This window comes from Streptomyces sp. NBC_00984 (assembly GCF_045162475.1).
Lineage (GTDB): Bacteria > Actinomycetota > Actinomycetes > Streptomycetales > Streptomycetaceae > Streptomyces.
The window spans coordinates 4422655-4440750 of record NZ_CP108734.1 but is presented as its reverse complement, the minus strand read 5'-3'; the positions used below and the strand labels follow the sequence as shown (position 1 = coordinate 4440750).

At 70.3% G+C, this 18096-nt stretch carries 18 protein-coding genes and 1 CRISPR repeat array; of the genes, 3 read left to right on the top strand and 15 right to left on the bottom strand.

Annotated elements, in window-relative coordinates; genetic code table 11:
* Positions 1-50: 50 nt before the first annotated feature.
* Entirely contained in the window at positions 51-920 is an 870-nt protein-coding gene (locus tag OG520_RS19700; protein ID WP_406014027.1) for an endonuclease/exonuclease/phosphatase family protein, read from the bottom strand.
* Between the two features lie 138 nt (positions 921-1058).
* Here OG520_RS19700 and OG520_RS19695 point away from each other — a divergent pair, with 138 nt between their 5' ends.
* A complete protein-coding gene (locus OG520_RS19695; protein ID WP_406014026.1) occupies positions 1059-2588 on the top strand; it encodes an MFS transporter in 1530 nt (509 codons plus the stop codon).
* A gap of 100 nt (positions 2589-2688) precedes the next feature.
* Positions 2689-3447, top strand: coding sequence for a TetR/AcrR family transcriptional regulator (locus OG520_RS19690; protein WP_406014025.1), 759 nt, complete (start codon positions 2689-2691; stop codon positions 3445-3447).
* A 39-nt stretch (positions 3448-3486) separates the two neighbouring features.
* Here the strand turns inward: OG520_RS19690 and OG520_RS19685 are convergent, their stop codons facing one another.
* From OG520_RS19685 to OG520_RS19670, 4 genes are all read right to left on the bottom strand, one after another.
* Positions 3487-3957: a PPOX class F420-dependent oxidoreductase gene (locus tag OG520_RS19685; protein WP_399332268.1), complete on the bottom strand. Its 471-nt coding sequence runs from the start codon at positions 3955-3957 to the stop codon at positions 3487-3489.
* 41 nt (positions 3958-3998) lie between these two features.
* Positions 3999-4814, bottom strand: a complete 816-nt coding sequence (locus OG520_RS19680; protein ID WP_399332266.1) for a YceI family protein — start codon at positions 4812-4814, stop codon at positions 3999-4001.
* Positions 4815-4964: 150 nt separating this feature from the next.
* Positions 4965-7451, bottom strand: coding sequence for an MFS transporter (locus OG520_RS19675; RefSeq protein ID WP_406014024.1), 2487 nt, complete (start codon positions 7449-7451; stop codon positions 4965-4967).
* 23 nt (positions 7452-7474) lie between these two features.
* Complete coding sequence (locus tag OG520_RS19670; RefSeq protein WP_385331161.1) at positions 7475-7996, bottom strand: MarR family winged helix-turn-helix transcriptional regulator; 522 nt, start codon at positions 7994-7996, stop codon at positions 7475-7477.
* Between the two features lie 546 nt (positions 7997-8542).
* On the opposite strand from OG520_RS19670, the gene OG520_RS19665 reads away from it, so the two are divergent.
* The gene (locus OG520_RS19665) at positions 8543-8752 is read left to right on the top strand and encodes a hypothetical protein (protein ID WP_148837043.1); all 210 of its coding nucleotides are present in this window, start codon (positions 8543-8545) and stop codon (positions 8750-8752) included.
* A 41-nt stretch (positions 8753-8793) separates the two neighbouring features.
* Here OG520_RS19665 and OG520_RS19660 read toward each other — a convergent pair whose 3' ends face one another.
* The 10 genes from OG520_RS19660 to cas7e form a co-directional block, all read right to left on the bottom strand.
* On the bottom strand, positions 8794-9609 hold the full coding sequence (locus OG520_RS19660) for a hypothetical protein (protein ID WP_406014023.1): 816 nt from the start codon (positions 9607-9609) through the stop codon (positions 8794-8796).
* Between the two features lie 66 nt (positions 9610-9675).
* The gene (locus tag OG520_RS19655) at positions 9676-10542 is read right to left on the bottom strand and encodes an RNA polymerase sigma factor SigF (RefSeq protein ID WP_399332259.1); all 867 of its coding nucleotides are present in this window, start codon (positions 10540-10542) and stop codon (positions 9676-9678) included.
* Between the two features lie 235 nt (positions 10543-10777).
* Positions 10778-11659, bottom strand: coding sequence for an RNA polymerase sigma factor SigF (locus OG520_RS19650; protein WP_399332257.1), 882 nt, complete (start codon positions 11657-11659; stop codon positions 10778-10780).
* Positions 11660-11863: 204 nt separating this feature from the next.
* Complete coding sequence (locus OG520_RS19645; protein WP_385331171.1) at positions 11864-12157, bottom strand: Dabb family protein; 294 nt, start codon at positions 12155-12157, stop codon at positions 11864-11866.
* Positions 12158-12166: 9 nt separating this feature from the next.
* Entirely contained in the window at positions 12167-12331 is a 165-nt protein-coding gene (locus OG520_RS19640) for a hypothetical protein (protein WP_176729265.1), read from the bottom strand.
* A gap of 527 nt (positions 12332-12858) precedes the next feature.
* A CRISPR array of direct repeats spans positions 12859-13863; the repeat unit is 29 nt; unit sequence GGGACCAACCCCGCGCACGCGGGGACCAC.
* Between the two features lie 140 nt (positions 13864-14003).
* On the bottom strand, positions 14004-14366 hold the full coding sequence (gene cas2e, locus OG520_RS19635; protein WP_406014022.1) for a type I-E CRISPR-associated endoribonuclease Cas2e: 363 nt from the start codon (positions 14364-14366) through the stop codon (positions 14004-14006).
* Positions 14363-15322, bottom strand: coding sequence for a type I-E CRISPR-associated endonuclease Cas1e (gene cas1e, locus OG520_RS19630; RefSeq protein WP_406014021.1), 960 nt, complete (start codon positions 15320-15322; stop codon positions 14363-14365). Before cas1e ends, cas2e begins: the two co-directional genes overlap by 4 nt.
* Entirely contained in the window at positions 15319-16047 is a 729-nt protein-coding gene (cas6e, locus tag OG520_RS19625) for a type I-E CRISPR-associated protein Cas6/Cse3/CasE (protein ID WP_406014020.1), read from the bottom strand. The genes cas1e and cas6e overlap by 4 nt, the downstream gene beginning before the upstream one ends.
* Positions 16047-16778, bottom strand: a complete 732-nt coding sequence (gene cas5e / locus OG520_RS19620) for a type I-E CRISPR-associated protein Cas5/CasD (protein WP_406014019.1) — start codon at positions 16776-16778, stop codon at positions 16047-16049. The genes cas6e and cas5e overlap by 1 nt, the downstream gene beginning before the upstream one ends.
* Entirely contained in the window at positions 16775-18022 is a 1248-nt protein-coding gene (gene cas7e, locus OG520_RS19615) for a type I-E CRISPR-associated protein Cas7/Cse4/CasC (protein ID WP_406014018.1), read from the bottom strand. The genes cas5e and cas7e overlap by 4 nt, the downstream gene beginning before the upstream one ends.
* Positions 18023-18096 lie beyond the last annotated feature (74 nt).

Genomic DNA, 18096 nt, shown 5'->3' with positions numbered 1-18096 from the left:
CTGTCGGGTGACCTCTGATCGGAAAGCGGACGCGGTCACCCGACAGCCTCTCAGCGCCGCAGCAACAGGTCGGCGACCACGGGGCGGTGGTCCGAGGCGAGTGTCTCGGCCACCGCCGCGTCGCGTACCCGCACGGAATCCTTCGACACCGCCACGTAGTCGATCCGCTGCACCGGATCCTGCGCCGGGTACGTGAGCCCGCCGGGCTCGACGTCCGTGAGCTCCTGCCACAGCGGGGCGAGCTCCGGAGCGGCAGGCGCCGCGTTGAAGTCGCCGAGCAGGATCTGCCGCACCTGCCGACGGCCCGCCCCCGGCTCCCGGTCCTCGGCCATGATCCGGCGGGTGTCGGCGACCTGGGCGTTCCGTACGGACGGGTCGGCGCGGTAGTCCAGATGCGTCACATAGACATGCACGGGCAACCCTTTCACCCGTACGACCACCTCGCCGAAGCCGGGCGCCGGGGCCGGTACCGGGTCCGGGACCTGGGTGGAGAGTCGGGTGATCTCGTGGTTCTCGGCGCTCACGATGCGGTACCTGGACAGCACCGCGACCCCGAACTCGCGACGCGGCGCACCGGGGGTCTGCGGGTCGAGGCTGTAGACCGGGGCGAACGACACCCGCATGTCCAGCCGTTCGGCCAGCTCGCCCGCCAGGTCGCGCCACTCGCTGCGGGTGCCCCAGTGGACGTCGACCTCCTGGAGCCCGATCACATCGGCGTCCAGCGAGCGGAGCTCGGCGGCCTGCCGGTCCAGATCGAAGACGTTGTCCATGCCCGCGCCCGCATGGATGTTGTACGTGGCCACGCGCAGCGGCACCGCGCGCCCCTGCCCCTCCCCGGCCGCTACTGCGGGAGGCGCGAGCGCGGTCCCCAACAGCCCTGCCGCGACGAGCACTTCCACCGTACGACGACGCAGTGACATACCACTCCAGCCCTTGTCGGATCAGCGGCGAGCACGGTACCGCGCGGAAAGCGGAAATGCGTTGTACGCCGTACAGGATCTGCTATACGGTGTACAGCGCCTGCTACTCGTACACCGTATAAGGGATCAGGAGTCCGTATGACGGCGACCGTCGCCGAGCAGAACCACCTCTCGTCGCCGAGCCATCCGCAACGCTGGCTGATCCTCGGCGTCATCTGCCTCGCCCAGCTGACCGTGCTGCTCGACAACACCGTTCTCAACGTCGCGATCCCCTCCCTCACCCGGGAGCTGGACGCCTCCACCGCCGATGTGCAGTGGATGATCAACGCCTATTCGCTGGTCCAGTCGGGTCTGCTGCTCACGGCCGGCAGCTCCGCCGATCGCTACGGCCGCAAGAAGATGCTGATCGCCGGGCTCGCCCTGTTCGGCATCGGCTCGCTGGTGGCCGGACTGGCCCAGACCTCCGTACAGCTGATCGCCGCCCGCGCGGGCATGGGCATCGGCGGTGCGCTGCTGATGACCACGACGCTGGCCGTCGTCGTGCAGATCTTCGACGAGACCGAGCGGGTCAAGGCGATCGGCATCTGGTCGACCGTCAGCTCGCTCGGGTTCGCCGTCGGACCACTGATCGGCGGAGTGATGCTCAACCACTTCTGGTGGGGCGCGATCTTCCTGATCAACATCCCGGTCGCGGTCATCGGGCTGGTCGCCGTGGCCCGGCTGGTCCCGGAGTCCAAGAATCCGAGCGGCGAGCGCCCCGACCTGCTCGGCGCACTGCTCTCCACCATCGGCATGGCATCCGTCGTGTACGCGATCATCTCCGGCCCGGCACACGGCTGGGCGTCGGCCCAGGTGCTGCTGACCGCCTTCGTCGGGGTCGCCGTCCTCACCGGATTCGCGCTGTGGGAGCTGCACATCCCGTACCCGATGCTGGACATGCACTTCTTCCGGAACCAGAAGTTCGTCGGGGCGGTCGCGGGCGCGATCCTGGTCGCCTTCGGGATGGGCGGCTCGCTCTTCCTGCTCACCCAGCAACTCCAGTTCGTCCTCGGCTACGAACCGCTGGAGGCCGGTCTGCGCACGGCTCCGCTGGCGCTGAGCGTCGTCGCGCTCAACCTCACCGGACTGGGCGCCAGGCTGGTGCCCAAGCTGGGCACGCCGGTCACCATCGCGTCCGGGATGAGCCTGCTGGCCGCGGGTCTCGCCGCCATCGCGCTGCTCGGCGGCGACGGCTACGGCGGCATGCTGCTCGGCCTGGTCGTGATGGGCGCGGGCATCGCGCTCGCCATGCCCGCCATGGCCAACGCGATCATGGGCGCCATTCCGCCGGAGAAGGCGGGCGTGGGCGCCGGGGTCAACGGCACACTCGCCGAATTCGGCAACGGCCTCGGGGTCGCCGTCCTCGGCGCGGTGCTCAACTCGCGGTTCGCGGCGCTCGTGCCGGCGGCCGTCGGGGCCGCGTCGCTGCCCGCCGCACTCGCCTCGGCCACCGACGCCGACGAGCGGGCGCGGATCACCGACGCCTTCGCCTCCGGACTGGAGACCAGCCAGCTCTTCGGAGCGGTCGCCGTGCTGGTCGGCGGCCTGCTCGCCGCCGTGCTGCTGCGTCGCGCGGAGCGGACGGAATCCGTTCGGGCGGACTCCGCCGGGACCGCCGCGGCGGCATAGCATCGGGGACGGGGCGCACCGGACCGTACGCATCGGTTCCGTGCGTGATCCACGCGTGCGTGGCCGGTCCGCCCCGCAGGCAAGACGAGGAGAGTGCGCCATGGTGTCCGCGGCCGACCGTGTGAAGAGCCCTGCCAGGACCAGCGTGTGGCTGGATCGGCGGACACCGTCGCGCACCCGCAAACCGGACCAGGCGGCGGGCCTGGACCGGGACAGGATCACCGCGACCTCGGTCCGGCTGCTGGACGCCGAGGGGCTCGCCAAGTTCTCCATGCGCAGGCTCGCCGCCGAGCTCGACGTCACCGCGATGTCCCTGTACTGGTACGTGGACACCAAGGACGACCTGCTGGAGCTGGCCCTCGACTGGGTGTACAGCGAATTCACACCGCCTCGCGAGGACGCGCACTGGCACGACCGGCTGCGCGGGCTGGCCACCGAGTACCGGGAGCTGCTGGTCCGGCACGTCTGGGTGTCGACGCTCGGCGGTCACTTCCTCAACATCGGCCCGCACGCGATGCTGATGTCGTACGCCGTCCAGGACGTGATCCGGGCGACCGGCCTGCCGCTGCGACACCAGACCGGAGCGCTCTCCGCGGTCTTCCAGTTCGTGTACGGGTTCGGCACCATCGAGGGCCACTTCGCGCAGCGCAGCGCGGCGGCGGGGCTCAGCCAGGAGGATTACTACCAGCAGGCGATGGGCACGATCCGGGCCCAGCCGCAGCTCCGGCATATAGCCGAGACCTCGCAGGACCTGATGGACGCCCGCGGCGGGGACACGGTCGAGGAGATGCGCGAGCGGGACTTCACCTTCGCCCTGGACCTGCTGATCGCGGGCATCGAGGCGATGCGGGACCGCTGAGGCCCCGCCCGCCCCGTTCGCCCCTCGGTACCTGCGTGATCAGCCGTCGGAGGCCAGGTGGGCCGGGAAGCCGCCGGTGGCGACCGGCCCCCACCGCTCCGGAGTGATCCGGATGATCGACTTCCCCTGCTCCACCATCGCCGCCCGGTACTCGTCCCAGTCCGGGTGCTCGCCCGAGATGTTCCGGAAGTACTCGACGAGCGGCTCGACCGAGTCCGGTGAGTCGATCACCTCGGCCGAACCGTCGATCTGGACCCAGGGCCCGTTCCACTCATCCGACAGCACGATGACACTGACCCGCTCGTCCCGCTTCGCGTTGCGGGTCTTGGCCCGCTCGGGGTAGGTCGAGACGACGATCCGGCCCGCGTCGTCGACCCCGCAGGTCAGCGGGGAGCCCTGGGGGCGGCCGTCGGACCGGGTGGTCAGCAGGATCGCCCGGTGCCTGGGCCGTACGAAGGCCAGCAACTCGTCGAGTTCCACGGCCGTGTTCGTCGCGATATTGGGTGCCATGTCCGCAGACTACGACGGCGGGGACTCACCCCGCACGGTGACTACGACGGCAGGGACTCACCCTGCACGGCCTGGATGTCGAGCTCCACCCGCAGCGTCGTGCCGATCGCCGAGATGCCCGCCTGCACCACCTGGTTGTAGTTCATGGCGAAGTCCTCGCGGCGCAGTTCCGCCGTTGCGCTGAATGCCGCACGCACCCCGCCCCACGGGTCCGGGCCCGTCCCGAGGTAGCTCAGGTTCAGGTCGACCGGGCGCACGACACCGTGCATCGTCAGCTCGCCGTGGACCAGCCAGCGGTCCGGGCCCGCCGGGGTCAGTCCGTTCGAGCGGTACGTGATCTCCGGAAACCGGTCCGAGTCCAGGAAGTCGGGCGAACGCAGGTGCTTGTCGCGCATGCCGTTGCCGGTCTCGACGCTTGCCGCGCTGATGACGGCGTCGACCCGGGAGCGGTGGACCTCCTCCGCGATCTCGATCCGGCCGCTGAACTCGGTGAACCGGCCGTGCACGCTGGAGATCCCCAGGTGCTGCGCGACCGCGGCCACCGAGGAGTGCGCCGGGTCCAGCGACCAGGCGCCCGGCGGCGGCAGCTCCACACCGCCCTGGCGGGCCAGCACCACCGTGCCGGCCTCGACCCGCCCGCTCGCCGTGACGAGGGCGGTGGAGGCGGCGGGGGCGTACCCGACCGCCGTGACGATCACCGTGTACGCGCCGGCCTCCAGGGAGGTCTCGGTCCGCACCGCCCCGTCCTCGTCGGCGGTGGCCCGCAGCACCTGCGTGCCGGTCATGTCGGTGACCGTCACGACCGCGTGCTGGACCGCCCAGCCGTCCCGCGTCCGTACCTGTGCGCGAAGTCCCATCCCGTTCTCTCTCCTTGCTCCATGACTCAATGAGTCGGGCCCCGGGGCGGGACGGCAGGCCGTCCCCTGCCTGCCGTCCCCGCCACCGGGGCCCATTTCCACCTGCCGGTACGACGTCTCCGCTCGAAGCGCCGACCCGCCGGGGGTCTGTTACTCGCCGGGGTGGGCGAGCTCGATGTCGTGGCCGTCGGCCCCGCGGCCGGCCACGGTCAGCGCGCTTGCCACCGGCGGGTAGCCGGTCGCGATGACCGAGTACTCACCCGCGTCCAGGTCGGCGAAGGCGTACGCCCCGTCCTCCCCGGTCGTCGAGGTGGCGACCACATTGCCCGCCGCGTCGACCAGTGTGACCCGTGCGTCCGGCAGCGGTCGACGGACGGCACCGGCCCGCACGACGCCCTGGACCAGCGCACCGGACTGCAGTGCGGCCTCGACCCGGGTGACGCCCTGGCCGCCGATCTCCACCGGCAGCGCCAGCGGACGGAACCCGGCGGCGTTCACCGCGACGGTCACCGACCCGGGCACCAGCTCACCGAAGGTGAACTCGCCGGTCTCGCCGGACTTGCCGGTGGCCAGCACATCGCCGCGCACATCGGTCACGATGACCATGGCGCCCTCCACCGGGGCGGCGGACTCCGCGGCCCGCACGACGCCGGCCAGTCCGCTCGTACCGGAGAGCAGGATGTCGTACGCCAGCGGCTCGGTACCGACGACCACCGTGGACGCCTGCGGCTGGAAGCCGTCGGCGGAGGCGATCAGGACGTAGGAGCCGGAGCCCGGCGCGTCCAGACCGTAGCTGCCGTCCGCCTGGGCGACGGAGCGCCCGAGCTGCCGGCCGGCCAGCGAGATCAGCGTGACGGCGGCACGGGCGACGGGTGCGCCCTCGGCACCGCGCACCACACCGTGCACGGCCGTGCCCTGCAGGGTGGCGACCGGGGCCTCCAGGGTGTCGACCGCGGTGATCCCGGCCGCTGCCTCGGAGACCGGCTCGGCGGTGGCGGCCGCGGCCTCCACCGCGTCGGCGACGGGGGTCTCGGCCGTGGCCGGGGCCTCGCTCGACGCGTTCGACTTCAGGGCGACCTCCTTGATGAAGATCGTGACCAGGAAGGCGATCAGCGCGGCCGGAGCCGCGTACAGGAAGACATCGCCGACACCGTGCCCGTAGGCGCTCTCGACGACCGTACGGAACGGCGCGGGCAGCTTGTCCAGGTCGGGGATGCCCCCGCCGCCGGTGCCGCCGTGGCCCATGGCCGCACCCTTGGGGCCGAGCTCCGCGAGGCCGTCCTTGACGTAGTGGGTGACGCGGTTCGCCATGACGGCGCCCAGCGCCGAGACGCCGATCGCACCGCCGAGGGAACGGAAGAAGGTGACGACGGAGCTGGCCGAGCCGAGGTCGGACGGAGCGACCTGGTTCTGCGTGGCGAGTACCAGGTTCTGCATCATCATGCCGATGCCGAGACCCATGACGGCCATGAAGACCGCGATGTGCCAGTACTCCGTGTCGTACCGGATGGTGCCCAGCAGCCCGAGCCCGGCGGTGACCAGGAAGCCACCGCTGACCAGCCAGGCCTTCCAGCGGCCGGTCCTGGTGATGACCTGGCCGGAGACCGTCGAGGAGATGAACAGACCCGCGATCATCGGGATCGTCATGACGCCCGACATCGTCGGCGACTTGCCGCGCGCCAGCTGGAAGTACTGGCTGAAGAAGACGGTGCCCGCGAACATCGCGACACCGACGAACAGCGAGGCCAGCGAGGCCAGCGTGATGGTGCGGTTGCGGAAGAGGCGCAGCGGGATGATCGGCTCGCTGGCCTTGGACTCGACGACGACGAAGAGCCCGGCGAGCGCGACGGAGCCGATGAGCATCGCGGCGGTCTGCCAGGAGAGCCAGTCGTACTTGTCACCGGCGAAGGTCACCCAGAGCAGCAGCAGCGACACGGCGGCGCTGATGAAGAACGCGCCCCACCAGTCGACCTTGACCTGACGCTTCACGACCGGGAGCTTCAGCGTCTTCTGGAGCACGACCAGCGCGATGACGGCGAACGGCACACCGACGTAGAAGCACCAGCGCCAGCCCATCCAGCTGGTGTCGGTGATGACACCGCCGAGCAGCGGACCACCGACGGTGGCGACGGCGAACACCGCACCGATGTATCCGCTGTAGCGACCGCGCTCACGCGGGGCGATCATCGCCGCCATCACGATCTGCGCGAGGGCGGAGAGACCGCCGACGCCGATGCCCTGGACGACACGGCAGGCGATCAGCATGCCGCTGCTGGTCGACATACCGGCGACGACCGAGCCCGCGACGTAGATGACGAGGGCTATCTGGACCAGCAGCTTCTTGCTGAACAGGTCGGAGAGCTTGCCCCACAGGGGAGTGGTGGCGGTCATCGCCAGCAGCGAGGCCGTGACGACCCAGGTGTAGGCGCTCTGGCCGCCGCCGAGGTCGGAGATGATCTCGGGAAGTGCGTTCGAGACGACCGTCGACGACAGGATCGCGACGAACATGCCGAGCATCAGCCCGGCCAGTGCCTCCATGATCTGCCGGTGTGTCATCGGCGCGCCGGACGAGGGATCGGACGATCCCCCGTGCTTGGCGTGGCCGCCCCGCACACCGGTCGGTGTGGTCGTAGCCATTTAAGTCCTTGTCTTTGCTTCTGTTACACGGGTGTACGGGTGTGCGCGTCGTTGTCGCTGTCGGCATGCCGGGAACGGCAGTCGCCGCTGTGCTTTCCGGGGCCGCACCCGCTGGGCCCGCGACAGGCGAAACTGTCGCGCAGCCGGGCCAACAGCGTGTTGAGCTGTCCGACCTCGTCGTCCGACCAGTCGGAGAGGTTGTGGGCGAACATCTCGGTCGTCCGTCGGTTCAGGTCGGCCAGTACGTCACGTCCGTCGGGGGTCAGCCGCAGGATGCGGGACCGCTTGTCCGCCGGATCCGGCGACCGTTCGATCCAGCCACGCTCTGCCACATGGGCGACATGACGGCTGGTCACCGACATGTCGACGTCCAGCAGCTCGGCCAGCCGGCTGATCCGCATCTCGCCGTGCTGCCGGAGAAGAGCCAGTACGGCGGCGGAGCCGCCCGGACATTCGGCGGGCAGGATTCGGGCGAGACCGCGCTTGACGGCCCCGACGGCACTGAGCTGCCGGGCCAGTTCTTCGTACTGACTCCGTGCGGCCACGGGACCCCCAGACATCTCACCGGTTCATCTTGTTGCTTAGGGCAACCATAGAAGCCGTTGGTTGCTGCAGGCAAACGAAAAGGGGCTTGCAGAAGTAAAGGAAAGCAAAAGGCTGCGTACGTCTCCGGTCAAAGCCCCAGCGTGTGGGGTGCGGGTGGTGCGGGGTGTGTGTCGTGCCACAGCCGAGGCGGACGGGACCCCGCTCCGGGGGCGGGTGCGACTGCGTGAAGGAGCGGGCACACCGCCCGTACGGAGTGCGGCCACGCCGTATGTACGGGGTACGGGCCCGCGCCCGATCCGGACACGGGGCGCACCTCAAGTGCCGGGCTGAAAGGGTGAGTTGCCCGAACCGATCTGCACCGGACCCCGCAACTGGCCTGTGCACGCACTTGAATCCGCCCCGGAGCACCCCCGCGACCCCGCTGCCCGAGCCCCGCTCCGCCGTGGCGCACCGGCCGCTCCCGCACCGGTCCCCCGGCCCTGGCCTCGGCCCTTCACCGACCCGGGGGTTGGGCCGGAACGCCGAGTTCGCTAGGGTCCTGGCCCATGGCACACAACCCCCACGCCCCGCAGGGCCCCGAGGGCAACCACGACCCGGCCGGCAGCACCCAGATGTTCCGCGCCTTCGTCGACGAGGGCGAGCCGCAGCGCAGGCAGCAGCCGGCCGCCTCGTCCGGACCGAAGGTCGGGGTGATCGCCGCCGTCGTCGCGGTGGTCGTCGTCCTCGGAGCGGTCGCCTGGCTCGCGCTCGGCTGACCGGCCCCCCGGTCACCGGCACCGCGCAACACGTCCACCCGTCACTTCAATACGGCGGTGACGTCCCGGGTCTCGACATGCATGCCCAGGGGCACCCGCCAGGCGTCCACGCAGACGGTGTACGTCTTCGTCCGCGCCGCTCCCGCGTCGATCGGCGCGGGCAGCGGCCCGGTCGACTCGATGGTCGCCCAGTCGATCCCCAGCCCGCCGATCACGTGCGTGGCGAAGGTGACGGTTCCCGAGCGCGCCGCTGATCCTCCGGTGTTCCGGAACTCCACGGTCACCTTCTCGCACCACCGCTCGTCCGCCGCCGCCCGCACGGGGGCGCCCACCGTCAGCTCGGCGGGCCCGCCGGGTGCGGGAGATCCGGGCGCCGAGGGGGCCGTGGGCCCGGTGGAGCCCTCTCCGGGCCCGCCCGCGCCGCCGGATGCGCCACCCGTACCGCTGCCGCTGCCGCTGCCGGGGCCCGATGTGCCGGGCGTGCCGGACGGCCTGGGAGCTCCACCGCTCGCCGCGCCCGTGGCTCCGGCGCCGTCGGCACTGCCGGAGGCGCTCGGCGAGGGCCCGCGCCCCCCGGAACGCCCTCCAGCGCCCTCACCGTCACCACCGCCGCGGCCGTCGCCACGGCCCTTGCCGCCGCCCCGGTCCAGCGGGACCAGCGTCACCCTCCCCGACGGTGCCACCGCCCCCGTCGGAGCTCTCCCGGAATCCGTTCCCGCCGCGCCGAGCGCCACATAGCCCTCGTCCGCCGTACCACCGCCGCAGGCGGCCAGCACGCCCCCCAGACACAGCACGGCCGCCGAGGCGGCGATCACGGTGCCCCGGCGGCCGTTCGAGCCGAGCATCTGACGTCGCATCGCGCCAGTGTGGCTGACGGTCCGTCAAATCGGAACCCTTGTGCTCCGGTACGGGAGTCCACGGCGTCAGTCGGCGATGAGCCCTTCCCTGAGCTGGGCGAGCGTACGGGTCAGCAGGCGCGAGACATGCATCTGCGAGATGCCGACCTCCTCGCCGATCTGCGACTGGGTCATGTTGGCGAAGAACCGCAGCATGATGATCTGGCGTTCGCGCGGCGGGAGCTTGGCCAGCAGCGGCTTGAGCGATTCGCGGTACTCGACGCCTTCCAGCGCCGAGTCCTCGTAGCCGAGCCGGTCCGCGAGGGAGCCCTCGCCGCCGTCGTCCTCGGGTGAGGGCGAGTCCAGCGAGGAGGCGGTGTACGCGTTGCCGACGGCCAGACCGTCGACCACGTCCTCCTCGGAGACCCCGAGCGCCTTGGCCAGCTCGGGCACGGTCGGCGAGCGGTCGAGCTTCTGCGCGAGCTCGTCGCTGGTCTTGGTCAGCGCCAGCCGCAGCTCCTGGAGCCGGCGCGGGACGCGCACCGACCACGAGGTGTCGCGGAAGAACCGCTTGATCTCCCCGACGACGGTCGGCATCGCGAACGTCGGGAATTCCACGCCCCGTTCGCAGTCGAACCGGTCGATCGCCTTGATCAGGCCGATCGTGCCGACCTGGACGATGTCCTCCATCGGCTCGTTGCGGCTGCGGAACCGCGCCGCGGCGTACCGCACCAGCGGGAGGTTGAGCTCGATGAGTGTGTCCCGTACGTAGGCACGTTCCGGGCTGTCCGTTCCTTCAGAGCCTGGTGCTGGCCCCAGCGCGGCGAGCCGCAGGAACAGGGAGCGGGACAGAGTGCGGGTGTCGATGGCTTCCGACGAGCTGGTGAGCGCAACGGGTGCGGGTTCGCTCTTCGTGAGCGTGAGCACCTTCGAGCTGCCCTGTTCTGCGGACATGCCACCCCCTTGAGGTCGCGGACGGTCGCGTGGAGCCGCGACCATCGGAGGAACGCAGCCTCCACCTGAATACCGGAGGCGAGGCCACGGCAAACGCGGTTCCCGCAGAATGTCACATGTCGGCAACACGCTGTAGTGACATGTCGACAAGTCTTTGTGGCGTCTGCGCAGTTAACGGGGGGTGCGAGGCATTTGGGTCGCGTGAACCGGACTTCGAGCGCTCTACCCGATCCGGTTAGGCCTCGATCCTGTTTGCGGATCGAAGTCGGGCGAAACTGCGGGCCAGCAGCCTTGACACATGCATCTGGGAGACTCCCAGTTCGGCACTGATCTGGGACTGGGTCAGATTGCTGTAGTAGCGCAGCAGGAGGATGCGCTGCTCGCGCTCGGGGAGCTGGACGAGCAGATGCCGGACGAGGTCGCGGTGCTCGACCCCGGCGAGCGCCGGGTCCTCGTAGCCGAGCCGGTCCAGCAGTCCGGGCAGCCCGTCGCCCTCCTGGGCGGCCTCCAGCGAGGACGCGTGGTAGGAACGCCCGGCCTCGATGCAGGCGAGCACCTCGTCCTCGGAGATCCTCAGCCGCTCGGCGATCTCCGCGGTGGTGGGTGAACGGCCATGAGCGGTCGTCAGGTCCTCGGTGGCGCCGGTGACCTGGACCCACAGCTCGTGAAGCCGCCGGGGGACGTGGACGGTCCGTACATTGTCCCGGAAGTACCGCTTGATCTCGCCGACGACGGTCGGCATCGCGAACGTCGGGAACTGGACGCCGCGTTCGGGGTCGAACCGGTCGATGGCGTTGATCAGGCCGATCGTGCCGACCTGAACGACGTCCTCCATCGGCTCGTTGCGGCTGCGGAACCGCGCCGCGGCGTACCGCACCAGCGGGAGGTTCGCCTCGATGAGCGCCGCCCGCACCCGGCCGTGCTCCGAGGTCCCCGGCTCCAGGTTCTTGAGCTGTCCGAAGAGCACCTGGGTGAGCGCCCTGGTGTCCGCGCCCCGGGTCCTGGCGGGCGTCGTCGTGCTGTCGGGCGTCTCGGTCTGGATCGCCTGACTGGGCTCGGCCACCTGGCTCGTCTGGACGGACTGGGGAGGCACTTGAGGCGCTGTACTGGCCGGCACGATGAGGCCACCCCTTTGCAGTCAACTTCGGTCAACTCATCCGTCAAAAGCGGTCATAGCATCACAAGACATGTCCACTGTGTGCAAGCACCGTATAGCGTCGTGTTGGGTTCAACTTGGTTTAAACACCAAAAAAAGCCCCTCACCGTGATGGTGAGGGGCTCGGGGGCCGTCCGGACCGGAACGAAAGCCGGACCGGTCGGATCAGAACGGGTAGTCGGCGATCACCCAGGTGGCGAATTCACGCCACTGCCCGGCGGCGGCCTGATGGGCGGGGTGCTCGATGTACCGCTTCAGGGCGTCCTGGTCGGCGACCGCGGAGTTGATGGCGAAGTCGTACGCGATCGGCCGGTCGGTGATGTTCCAGGCGCACTCCCAGAACTCCAGCTCGGGGACCTGCCCCGCCAGCTCCCGGAAGGCCTGTGCCCCGGCGACGACCCGCGGGTCGTCCCGCTCGACGCCGTCGTTCAGCTTGAACAGGACCAGATGGCGGATCACGGTGTACTCCTACTTCACGAGCTCGGACATGAAGTCGCCGACGCCCTGTGCGGCACTCGAAACGCCCTCGAACCCTACCTGGACGAGATCAGCCGCCCGAGCCGGGGAGGTGATGATCGTGTACAGCACGAAGACGACTATCACGTAGAGAGCTATCTTCTTCGCTTGCACCACAGCCCCTGCCTCCCCTTCGATCCCCTGTTTCGATCTCCTGTGCAGTCGGGCGATTCTATCCGCACGGATGGTCGTACCCCGTGGAGGATTCCGACCACTCACGCGGCCTTTAAGGACCAAGGACCCGGCGATCGGGGTCCTTCGCCCGCCCGCACGGCCTCTGCGAGGGAGCAGGATGGACGGTGAGCCCGGCGGATGAGGCAGGAATCCGAGGGGCTCGGGACGGGCCCCCACTGTGGGGTCCTCGCCGCAGGCCGTCCCCCTGACCGCGGCGAGGGCTTGAGGGCCCCGTTCTCACCGGGGGAAGCGGCTTGTCCCCCCGATGCCGCTTCCCCCGACCTGAGCGTGGGTGAACTGTGGCCCCGCACGACGACCGTCGTGCGGGGCCACAGCCGTATGGCCACAGCCGTGTACGCGGCACCTCTGAACCACCTTCGCCCCCGGAGCCCGACCTTGACCTCTGCGCGGGGCTGGCCCCGCGGGTGCGGGGACCACACCGCCATCGCCGCGAACGTCGCCATCCTCGCGGGGCCAACCCCGCGCGCGCGGGGACCACGCAAGCGGCGGATGTGTACTGACGATCGCCGGGGGACCAACCCCGCGCACGCGGGGACCACGTACTCGGCGCCGGGGCCGGGATTCTCGCCCAGGGACCAACCCCGCGCACGCGGGGACCACTCCGCCTTGACCGCGAGGGACGCGTGCGCCGGGGGACCAACCCCGCGCACGCGGGGACCACTACCTACCCGACGACCCCAGCGCCGAGATGTGGGGACCAACCCCGCGCGCGCGGGGACCACACGGTGACTCCTCGGTGCACGCCGGCGGCTGGGGGACCAACCCCGCGCGCGCGGGGACCACGCCCTCGCGCATCCAGTCCAGGGCCTTGGAGAGGGACCAACCCCGCGCGCGCGGGGACCACCCTCAGGGCGAGACCGGTCTGGCTGCGGACGCGGGACCAACCCCGCGCGCGCGGGGACCACGACAACGAGGCGTTGCTCATCGAGGGCGCCGAGGGACCAACCCCGCGCGCGCGGGGACCACCCGGTCTTGACGTGCACGTGGGTGCGGACGGGGGGACCAACCCCGCGCGCGCGGGGACCACACCGCCGAGGTCTCGCCCCGGCCGCCGTTCCAGGGACCAACCCCGCGCACGCGGGGACCACTCCTCGCTACTCATGCCCTTAGCCATATGACGGGGACCAACCCCGCGCACGCGGGGACCACCGCGCGCCCATGCTCTCCAGGAACTGCCGGCGGGGACCAACCCCGCGCACGCGGGGACCACGTCGTCGTGCCGATGACCACTGAGCCGCAGTCGGGACCAACCCCGCGCACGCGGGGACCACAACGCCTTTTCCAGCGACGCGAGTTCGTCCAAGGGACCAACCCCGCGCACGCGGGGACCACGTCGCGGGTGTGGCCCACGTCGGGGACCCGAAGGGACCAACCCCGCGCACGCGGGGACCACGTCTGAAGGCTCGCCATCCATCGGTCTCGTTCGGGACCAACCCCGCGCACGCGGGGACCACAGCAACTGACCTGGGGGTTTATGCGGGCAGGAGGCTGTTTTTGCTTACTTCCTTCGATACCGGCAAAGTCATTCTTTTGCCTCATTCCGGATGAACGAAGAGTGCCGCCCCATGTCGTTGTCCCCCGTCATCGCTCCGCGCTACTTGCTGCCGTATTTTCTTCGCTTCGCGGCCTTGCTCCAGCCCTGGCGAGGAACGTCGGACGGTTTCTGCGTGGCGCGTGGTGCCCCCGGGTTCGGGCGGTGGATCAGGGTGAGGCCCTCGTGGTCGGTCGGGTGCCAGGCGTGGTCGTGGGTCTCGAAGGTGTAGCCCTGTTCGTTGTTCGTCTGGTAGGCGAGCAACGCCCGCCCCTGGCCCGCGTATTGGCGGACCTCGTTCCACAGGACCTCGCGGATGCGTGCCGACGGTGCGCCCAGGAAGACACCCGGCGAGATCTCCAGCAGCCAGCGCGTGAGGAACCCCCGCAGGCCGACGGGGCAGTTGGTGAGGACGATGACGGTCACCAGATGATCTCGTCCCCGTAGTTGCGACCGCTCTCCACATGACGGTCGCCGTCGGACTGGAGAGTGACCCGGTCCTGTGGCGTGCCGTTCGCCTCTGCGGTGTCGCGGGTGCCGTCGTAGCCGAGCAGGTCCTTGATGTCCCGGACGCAGCGGTCGAGCAGGCCGGTCCGGTTGATGTGGTCCCGGAGCATGCGACGGGTCCGCGTCGCCACGTCCTCCTCGCCCTCGGCCGCCGCGTCGAACGCGACGGGGATCGCGATCTCCGTCCGGTAGAAGTCGGCCACGTCCATGACGAACGAGCGCTCGTGCCCGGAGTGCACGAATCCCAGGCCCGGGGAACAGCCGAGGGCCGCGACCACCGAGTGGGAGACCCCGTACATGCACTGGGCGGCGGCCGTGATCGCCTGGTTGGGTGCGTCTCCGGCCGAGAAGTCGTCGCGGTTGTACTCACGCCGGCGCCAGGGCACGCCCGTGCGTAACGACTCCCGCTTGTAGCAGTCCCTCAGGCGGCTGCCCTCCATCCCGAGGAGATCCTGCCGGGTACGGCCCGCAGTGTCCTCGCCGGGGAAACGCAGGCGGTACATGGCGCGCGCCACGTCCAGCCGGATGCGCCGGTTCGCCCAGGCGGTGGCCTGCGCCTCGATCAGGCCCGAGGAACGCGTCAGCGCTCGCCCACCTGCGTAGTACCTCACGCCGTGCTCGCCCACCCAGGCCACGCCGGCACCGGATTCGCCGAGGAGAGCCATCGCCTGGTGGGTGACGCGGGTGCCCGGACCGAGCAGCAGCGTGCCGATGGTGGCGGACGGGATGTGCGTGATGCCGTCCGCGTCCTCCGCCGTGATCGCGTTGGAGTCCCGGTGCACGGTGCAGCGCTCCAGGTAGACGAAGGAAAGACGGTCCCCGACCCGGGTGAGTTCGCGTGGTGAGGAGGCACCCCTGCGGCCGACCGTGCTCATGCCGTCTCCCGTACTACCGGGGCCAGGGTCATCAGGCCGCAGCCGTACGCCTTCGCCTTGCCCAGACCGTGGGTGAGCGTGCGACGGAAGAGGTCCGGCTCCGTGACGCGCAGGCGGCCGTCGAAGGTGACCCTTGTGATCTGCACGTCCTGCCCGCCCGCCTTCGCCGGGGGACGGCGGAACCTCATCGGGACCTGGTCGCGGACGAGCAGTTCGTACTCGTCGCCCTCGGGCAGCAGCCTGCGCTCCACCGGCTTCTCCACGATCTCGAAACCGGCCTGCTCCTGCCGCTTCAGCAGCCAGTCCATCTGGTGCGGGGGCGTCCTGTGCGCGGCCCGCTTCGTCCGCTCGCCCTCCTTCACGTACTCGTGCCGGATGTTGTGCACGGGGTTGGCGGTGAGCCTGAACCCCCAGGTGTCGCCCGGGTGGAGAGCGGCGAGGAAGTCCTCGTACGCGAACGTCGTCCACCCCGGCTCGTCCGAGGCCGGCCAGCCCGCCTGCTCGACCAGGCCGGTCAGGTCGGGGCGGGTGGGGCTGACGATGTACAGCAGCGTCTCGGCGGCTCCGTTGCGGTCCACCCGCCACAGCACCCGGGGGCCGGTCCCCTCCCTGGACGGCGGAACAGGGAAGGACATGTTCACCGCGCCATGCATGCGGTGCGGTGAACCGAGCAGATGCCGGGCATCGGATCGTCCGGTGTTCATACGGAATCGGGTGAGGTACATCAGACGTTCCTCGATGTGACGGGCGTGAGTAGATCGGTGGGTTCGTGGGGCGGGGGAGACGGCTGCGGGGCCTCGGCCGTGCCGGGCGCGGGGACCTGGAGCGTGCGGATCCCGCGCAGCCCGTACCGCCGGTGCCGCGGGTCGAAGCTCACCGGGAGATCGCGCAGCGTGAAGTCCGGCCGGGCCTCGGGCGGGCTGTCCAGCAGCAGATCCAGACGCACCGCGCCGGACGCCGTACGGCGCTTCCGATACCGCTCGTACGCCTCCCACTCCGCCTCGCGCAGGGCCTGCTCCAGGCCCTTGTCCAGCGGTTCCCCGATCGTGATCGGCTCCGAGGGCGGACAGGAGCGGCGCCCCAGGTACGGCAGGAAGACGGGCTCCAGCAGCGCCTCGTACAGCCGCTGCACGAGCGCCGACTCGCCGCTCACACCGGCCACGAACACGGCGTCCGTCAGATAGAAGCGCTCCGACAGCGGCATCGCCTTGAGCGTGTCGCTGTGATGCGCCGTCTGGAAGTCCCGCAGCCGGGCGCCGGGCTGGTCGATACGGACACCGAACTCCAGCGCCGCCAGATCGGAGAGGTCCGCGTCCCGCCTGCGCCCCTGGGCCGCGGCGAGGAGCCCGGTGATTCCGCTCTTCGTGGGTGCGTTCTCCGTGGTGCGGCGCGCAAAGCGGGCCGCGGACCCCCAGGCCTGCAGGGGGCCCGCGAGCCGCATCAGCAGCACGCTCATGCCCCGGTCTCCGAAGACGCCCCGTCCCGCCCCGCGGCCGTCGTCTCCGGCGCCAGCCTCGCGGCCACGGTGTCCCCCACGGCCGCCAGCAGCTCGGTGAGGTTCACCTCGGTGCCCAGCCCGTCGAGCGCGCTCGTCTCGTCGCCGACCCTCAGCACCCAGCCCTGATCGTTCCCGGAGAGCCCGTACCGGCCTTCCAGCTCCGGTACGAACGTGGCGAGCCGATCGCAGGCGCCGTGGAGGAACCCGCCGTTCTTCTCCATCGGGACAGGCCGTTCGAAGGCTCCGACATAGCTGATCGGCCGCCGGGAACGGACCTTGACGATCACGACGGACGGCAGCGTCTGGTTGCCGAAGGTGTTGATCTTCCCGGTCGGGAGCGAGGTGATGAAGCCTTCGAGGAACGCGGTGACCGCGAGCCGGGTGGGTTCCGCCGGCTGCTTCTCGTCGTCCCCGCCGGAGCCCAGGTTCTCCTGGAGGCGGTTCACGTCGACTGCCGCGTACCGGTAGAGGGTCGCGGAGTTGAACTCGACGGTGCCGATCATCCCGGCGCCCGGCTCGGCGGCCGTGTTCCTGTCGTCGACCGCCGTGTAGTAGTCCGACTCGACCTCCACCGGGTGCACGCTCAGCGCATGGGCGACCTGCACCGCCGCGTCCACGTTCAGATCGGCGGAGTCCGCGACCATGCGCCCGAACAGTGCGATGTCCACGGAGTGTTCGGTCTTGACGGCCTGCTTGACCCGGCTCTTGTTCGCCTTGACCCCGAGAAAGTCCTTGAGCGCCTTGACGTCACCGCCCTTGCCGCCCTCGACCGCCAGCGCGGCGAGCGCGCTGAACTGCCGGTCGCTCAGGAACATGAGATATCCGGATTCCCCGGCAAGGTCCTCGGAGTCGGCGTCGGCGTCCCTGCTCTTGCGCTTGGGCACGGAGAGCTTCGAGCCCGTCGCCGTGGAGATCGTCTCGGCGGCCAACTCCAGGGCGGCGGCGCGCGTCAGCGACGGATCGAGTACCTGGACACGCCCCGCGAGCTCCTCGGCGACCTTCTTGGTACGGACACCCAGCTCCGACGTGTCGAGCAGTTCGTCGAACGCCTTGCGCGTGGCCCGCTTCCAGGCCTGGCTCGACACCCGGGAACGCCGCACACCGCCGTACGTCGCCGACTTCGGCGCCCCTGTGTCGTCGCGGTTCAGATTGCTCGGCGGGACGGTCTGGAGGATGTGGATGTCAAGAATCGTCCGGGTCACGTGCTTTCAAGTCCTTTGTTCGGTAGGGCGGTGCGTGGAGCGGAAGTCAGTTCGTCGAGATGGGGGAGATGGCG

Coding starts and splice junctions, on each gene's coding strand:
- OG520_RS19700 (WP_406014027.1), bottom strand. CDS start 920: ATGTCACTGCGTCGTCGTACGGTGGAAGTGCTCGTCGCGGCAGGGCTG.
- OG520_RS19695 (WP_406014026.1), top strand. CDS start 1,059: ATGACGGCGACCGTCGCCGAGCAGAACCACCTCTCGTCGCCGAGCCAT.
- OG520_RS19690 (WP_406014025.1), top strand. CDS start 2,689: ATGGTGTCCGCGGCCGACCGTGTGAAGAGCCCTGCCAGGACCAGCGTG.
- OG520_RS19685 (WP_399332268.1), bottom strand. CDS start 3,957: ATGGCACCCAATATCGCGACGAACACGGCCGTGGAACTCGACGAGTTG.
- OG520_RS19680 (WP_399332266.1), bottom strand. CDS start 4,814: ATGGGACTTCGCGCACAGGTACGGACGCGGGACGGCTGGGCGGTCCAG.
- OG520_RS19675 (WP_406014024.1), bottom strand. CDS start 7,451: ATGGCTACGACCACACCGACCGGTGTGCGGGGCGGCCACGCCAAGCAC.
- OG520_RS19665 (WP_148837043.1), top strand. CDS start 8,543: ATGGCACACAACCCCCACGCCCCGCAGGGCCCCGAGGGCAACCACGAC.
- OG520_RS19660 (WP_406014023.1), bottom strand. CDS start 9,609: ATGCGACGTCAGATGCTCGGCTCGAACGGCCGCCGGGGCACCGTGATC.
- OG520_RS19655 (WP_399332259.1), bottom strand. CDS start 10,542: ATGTCCGCAGAACAGGGCAGCTCGAAGGTGCTCACGCTCACGAAGAGC.
- cas1e (WP_406014021.1), bottom strand. CDS start 15,322: ATGAGCACGGTCGGCCGCAGGGGTGCCTCCTCACCACGCGAACTCACC.
- cas6e (WP_406014020.1), bottom strand. CDS start 16,047: ATGTACCTCACCCGATTCCGTATGAACACCGGACGATCCGATGCCCGG.
- cas5e (WP_406014019.1), bottom strand. CDS start 16,778: ATGAGCGTGCTGCTGATGCGGCTCGCGGGCCCCCTGCAGGCCTGGGGG.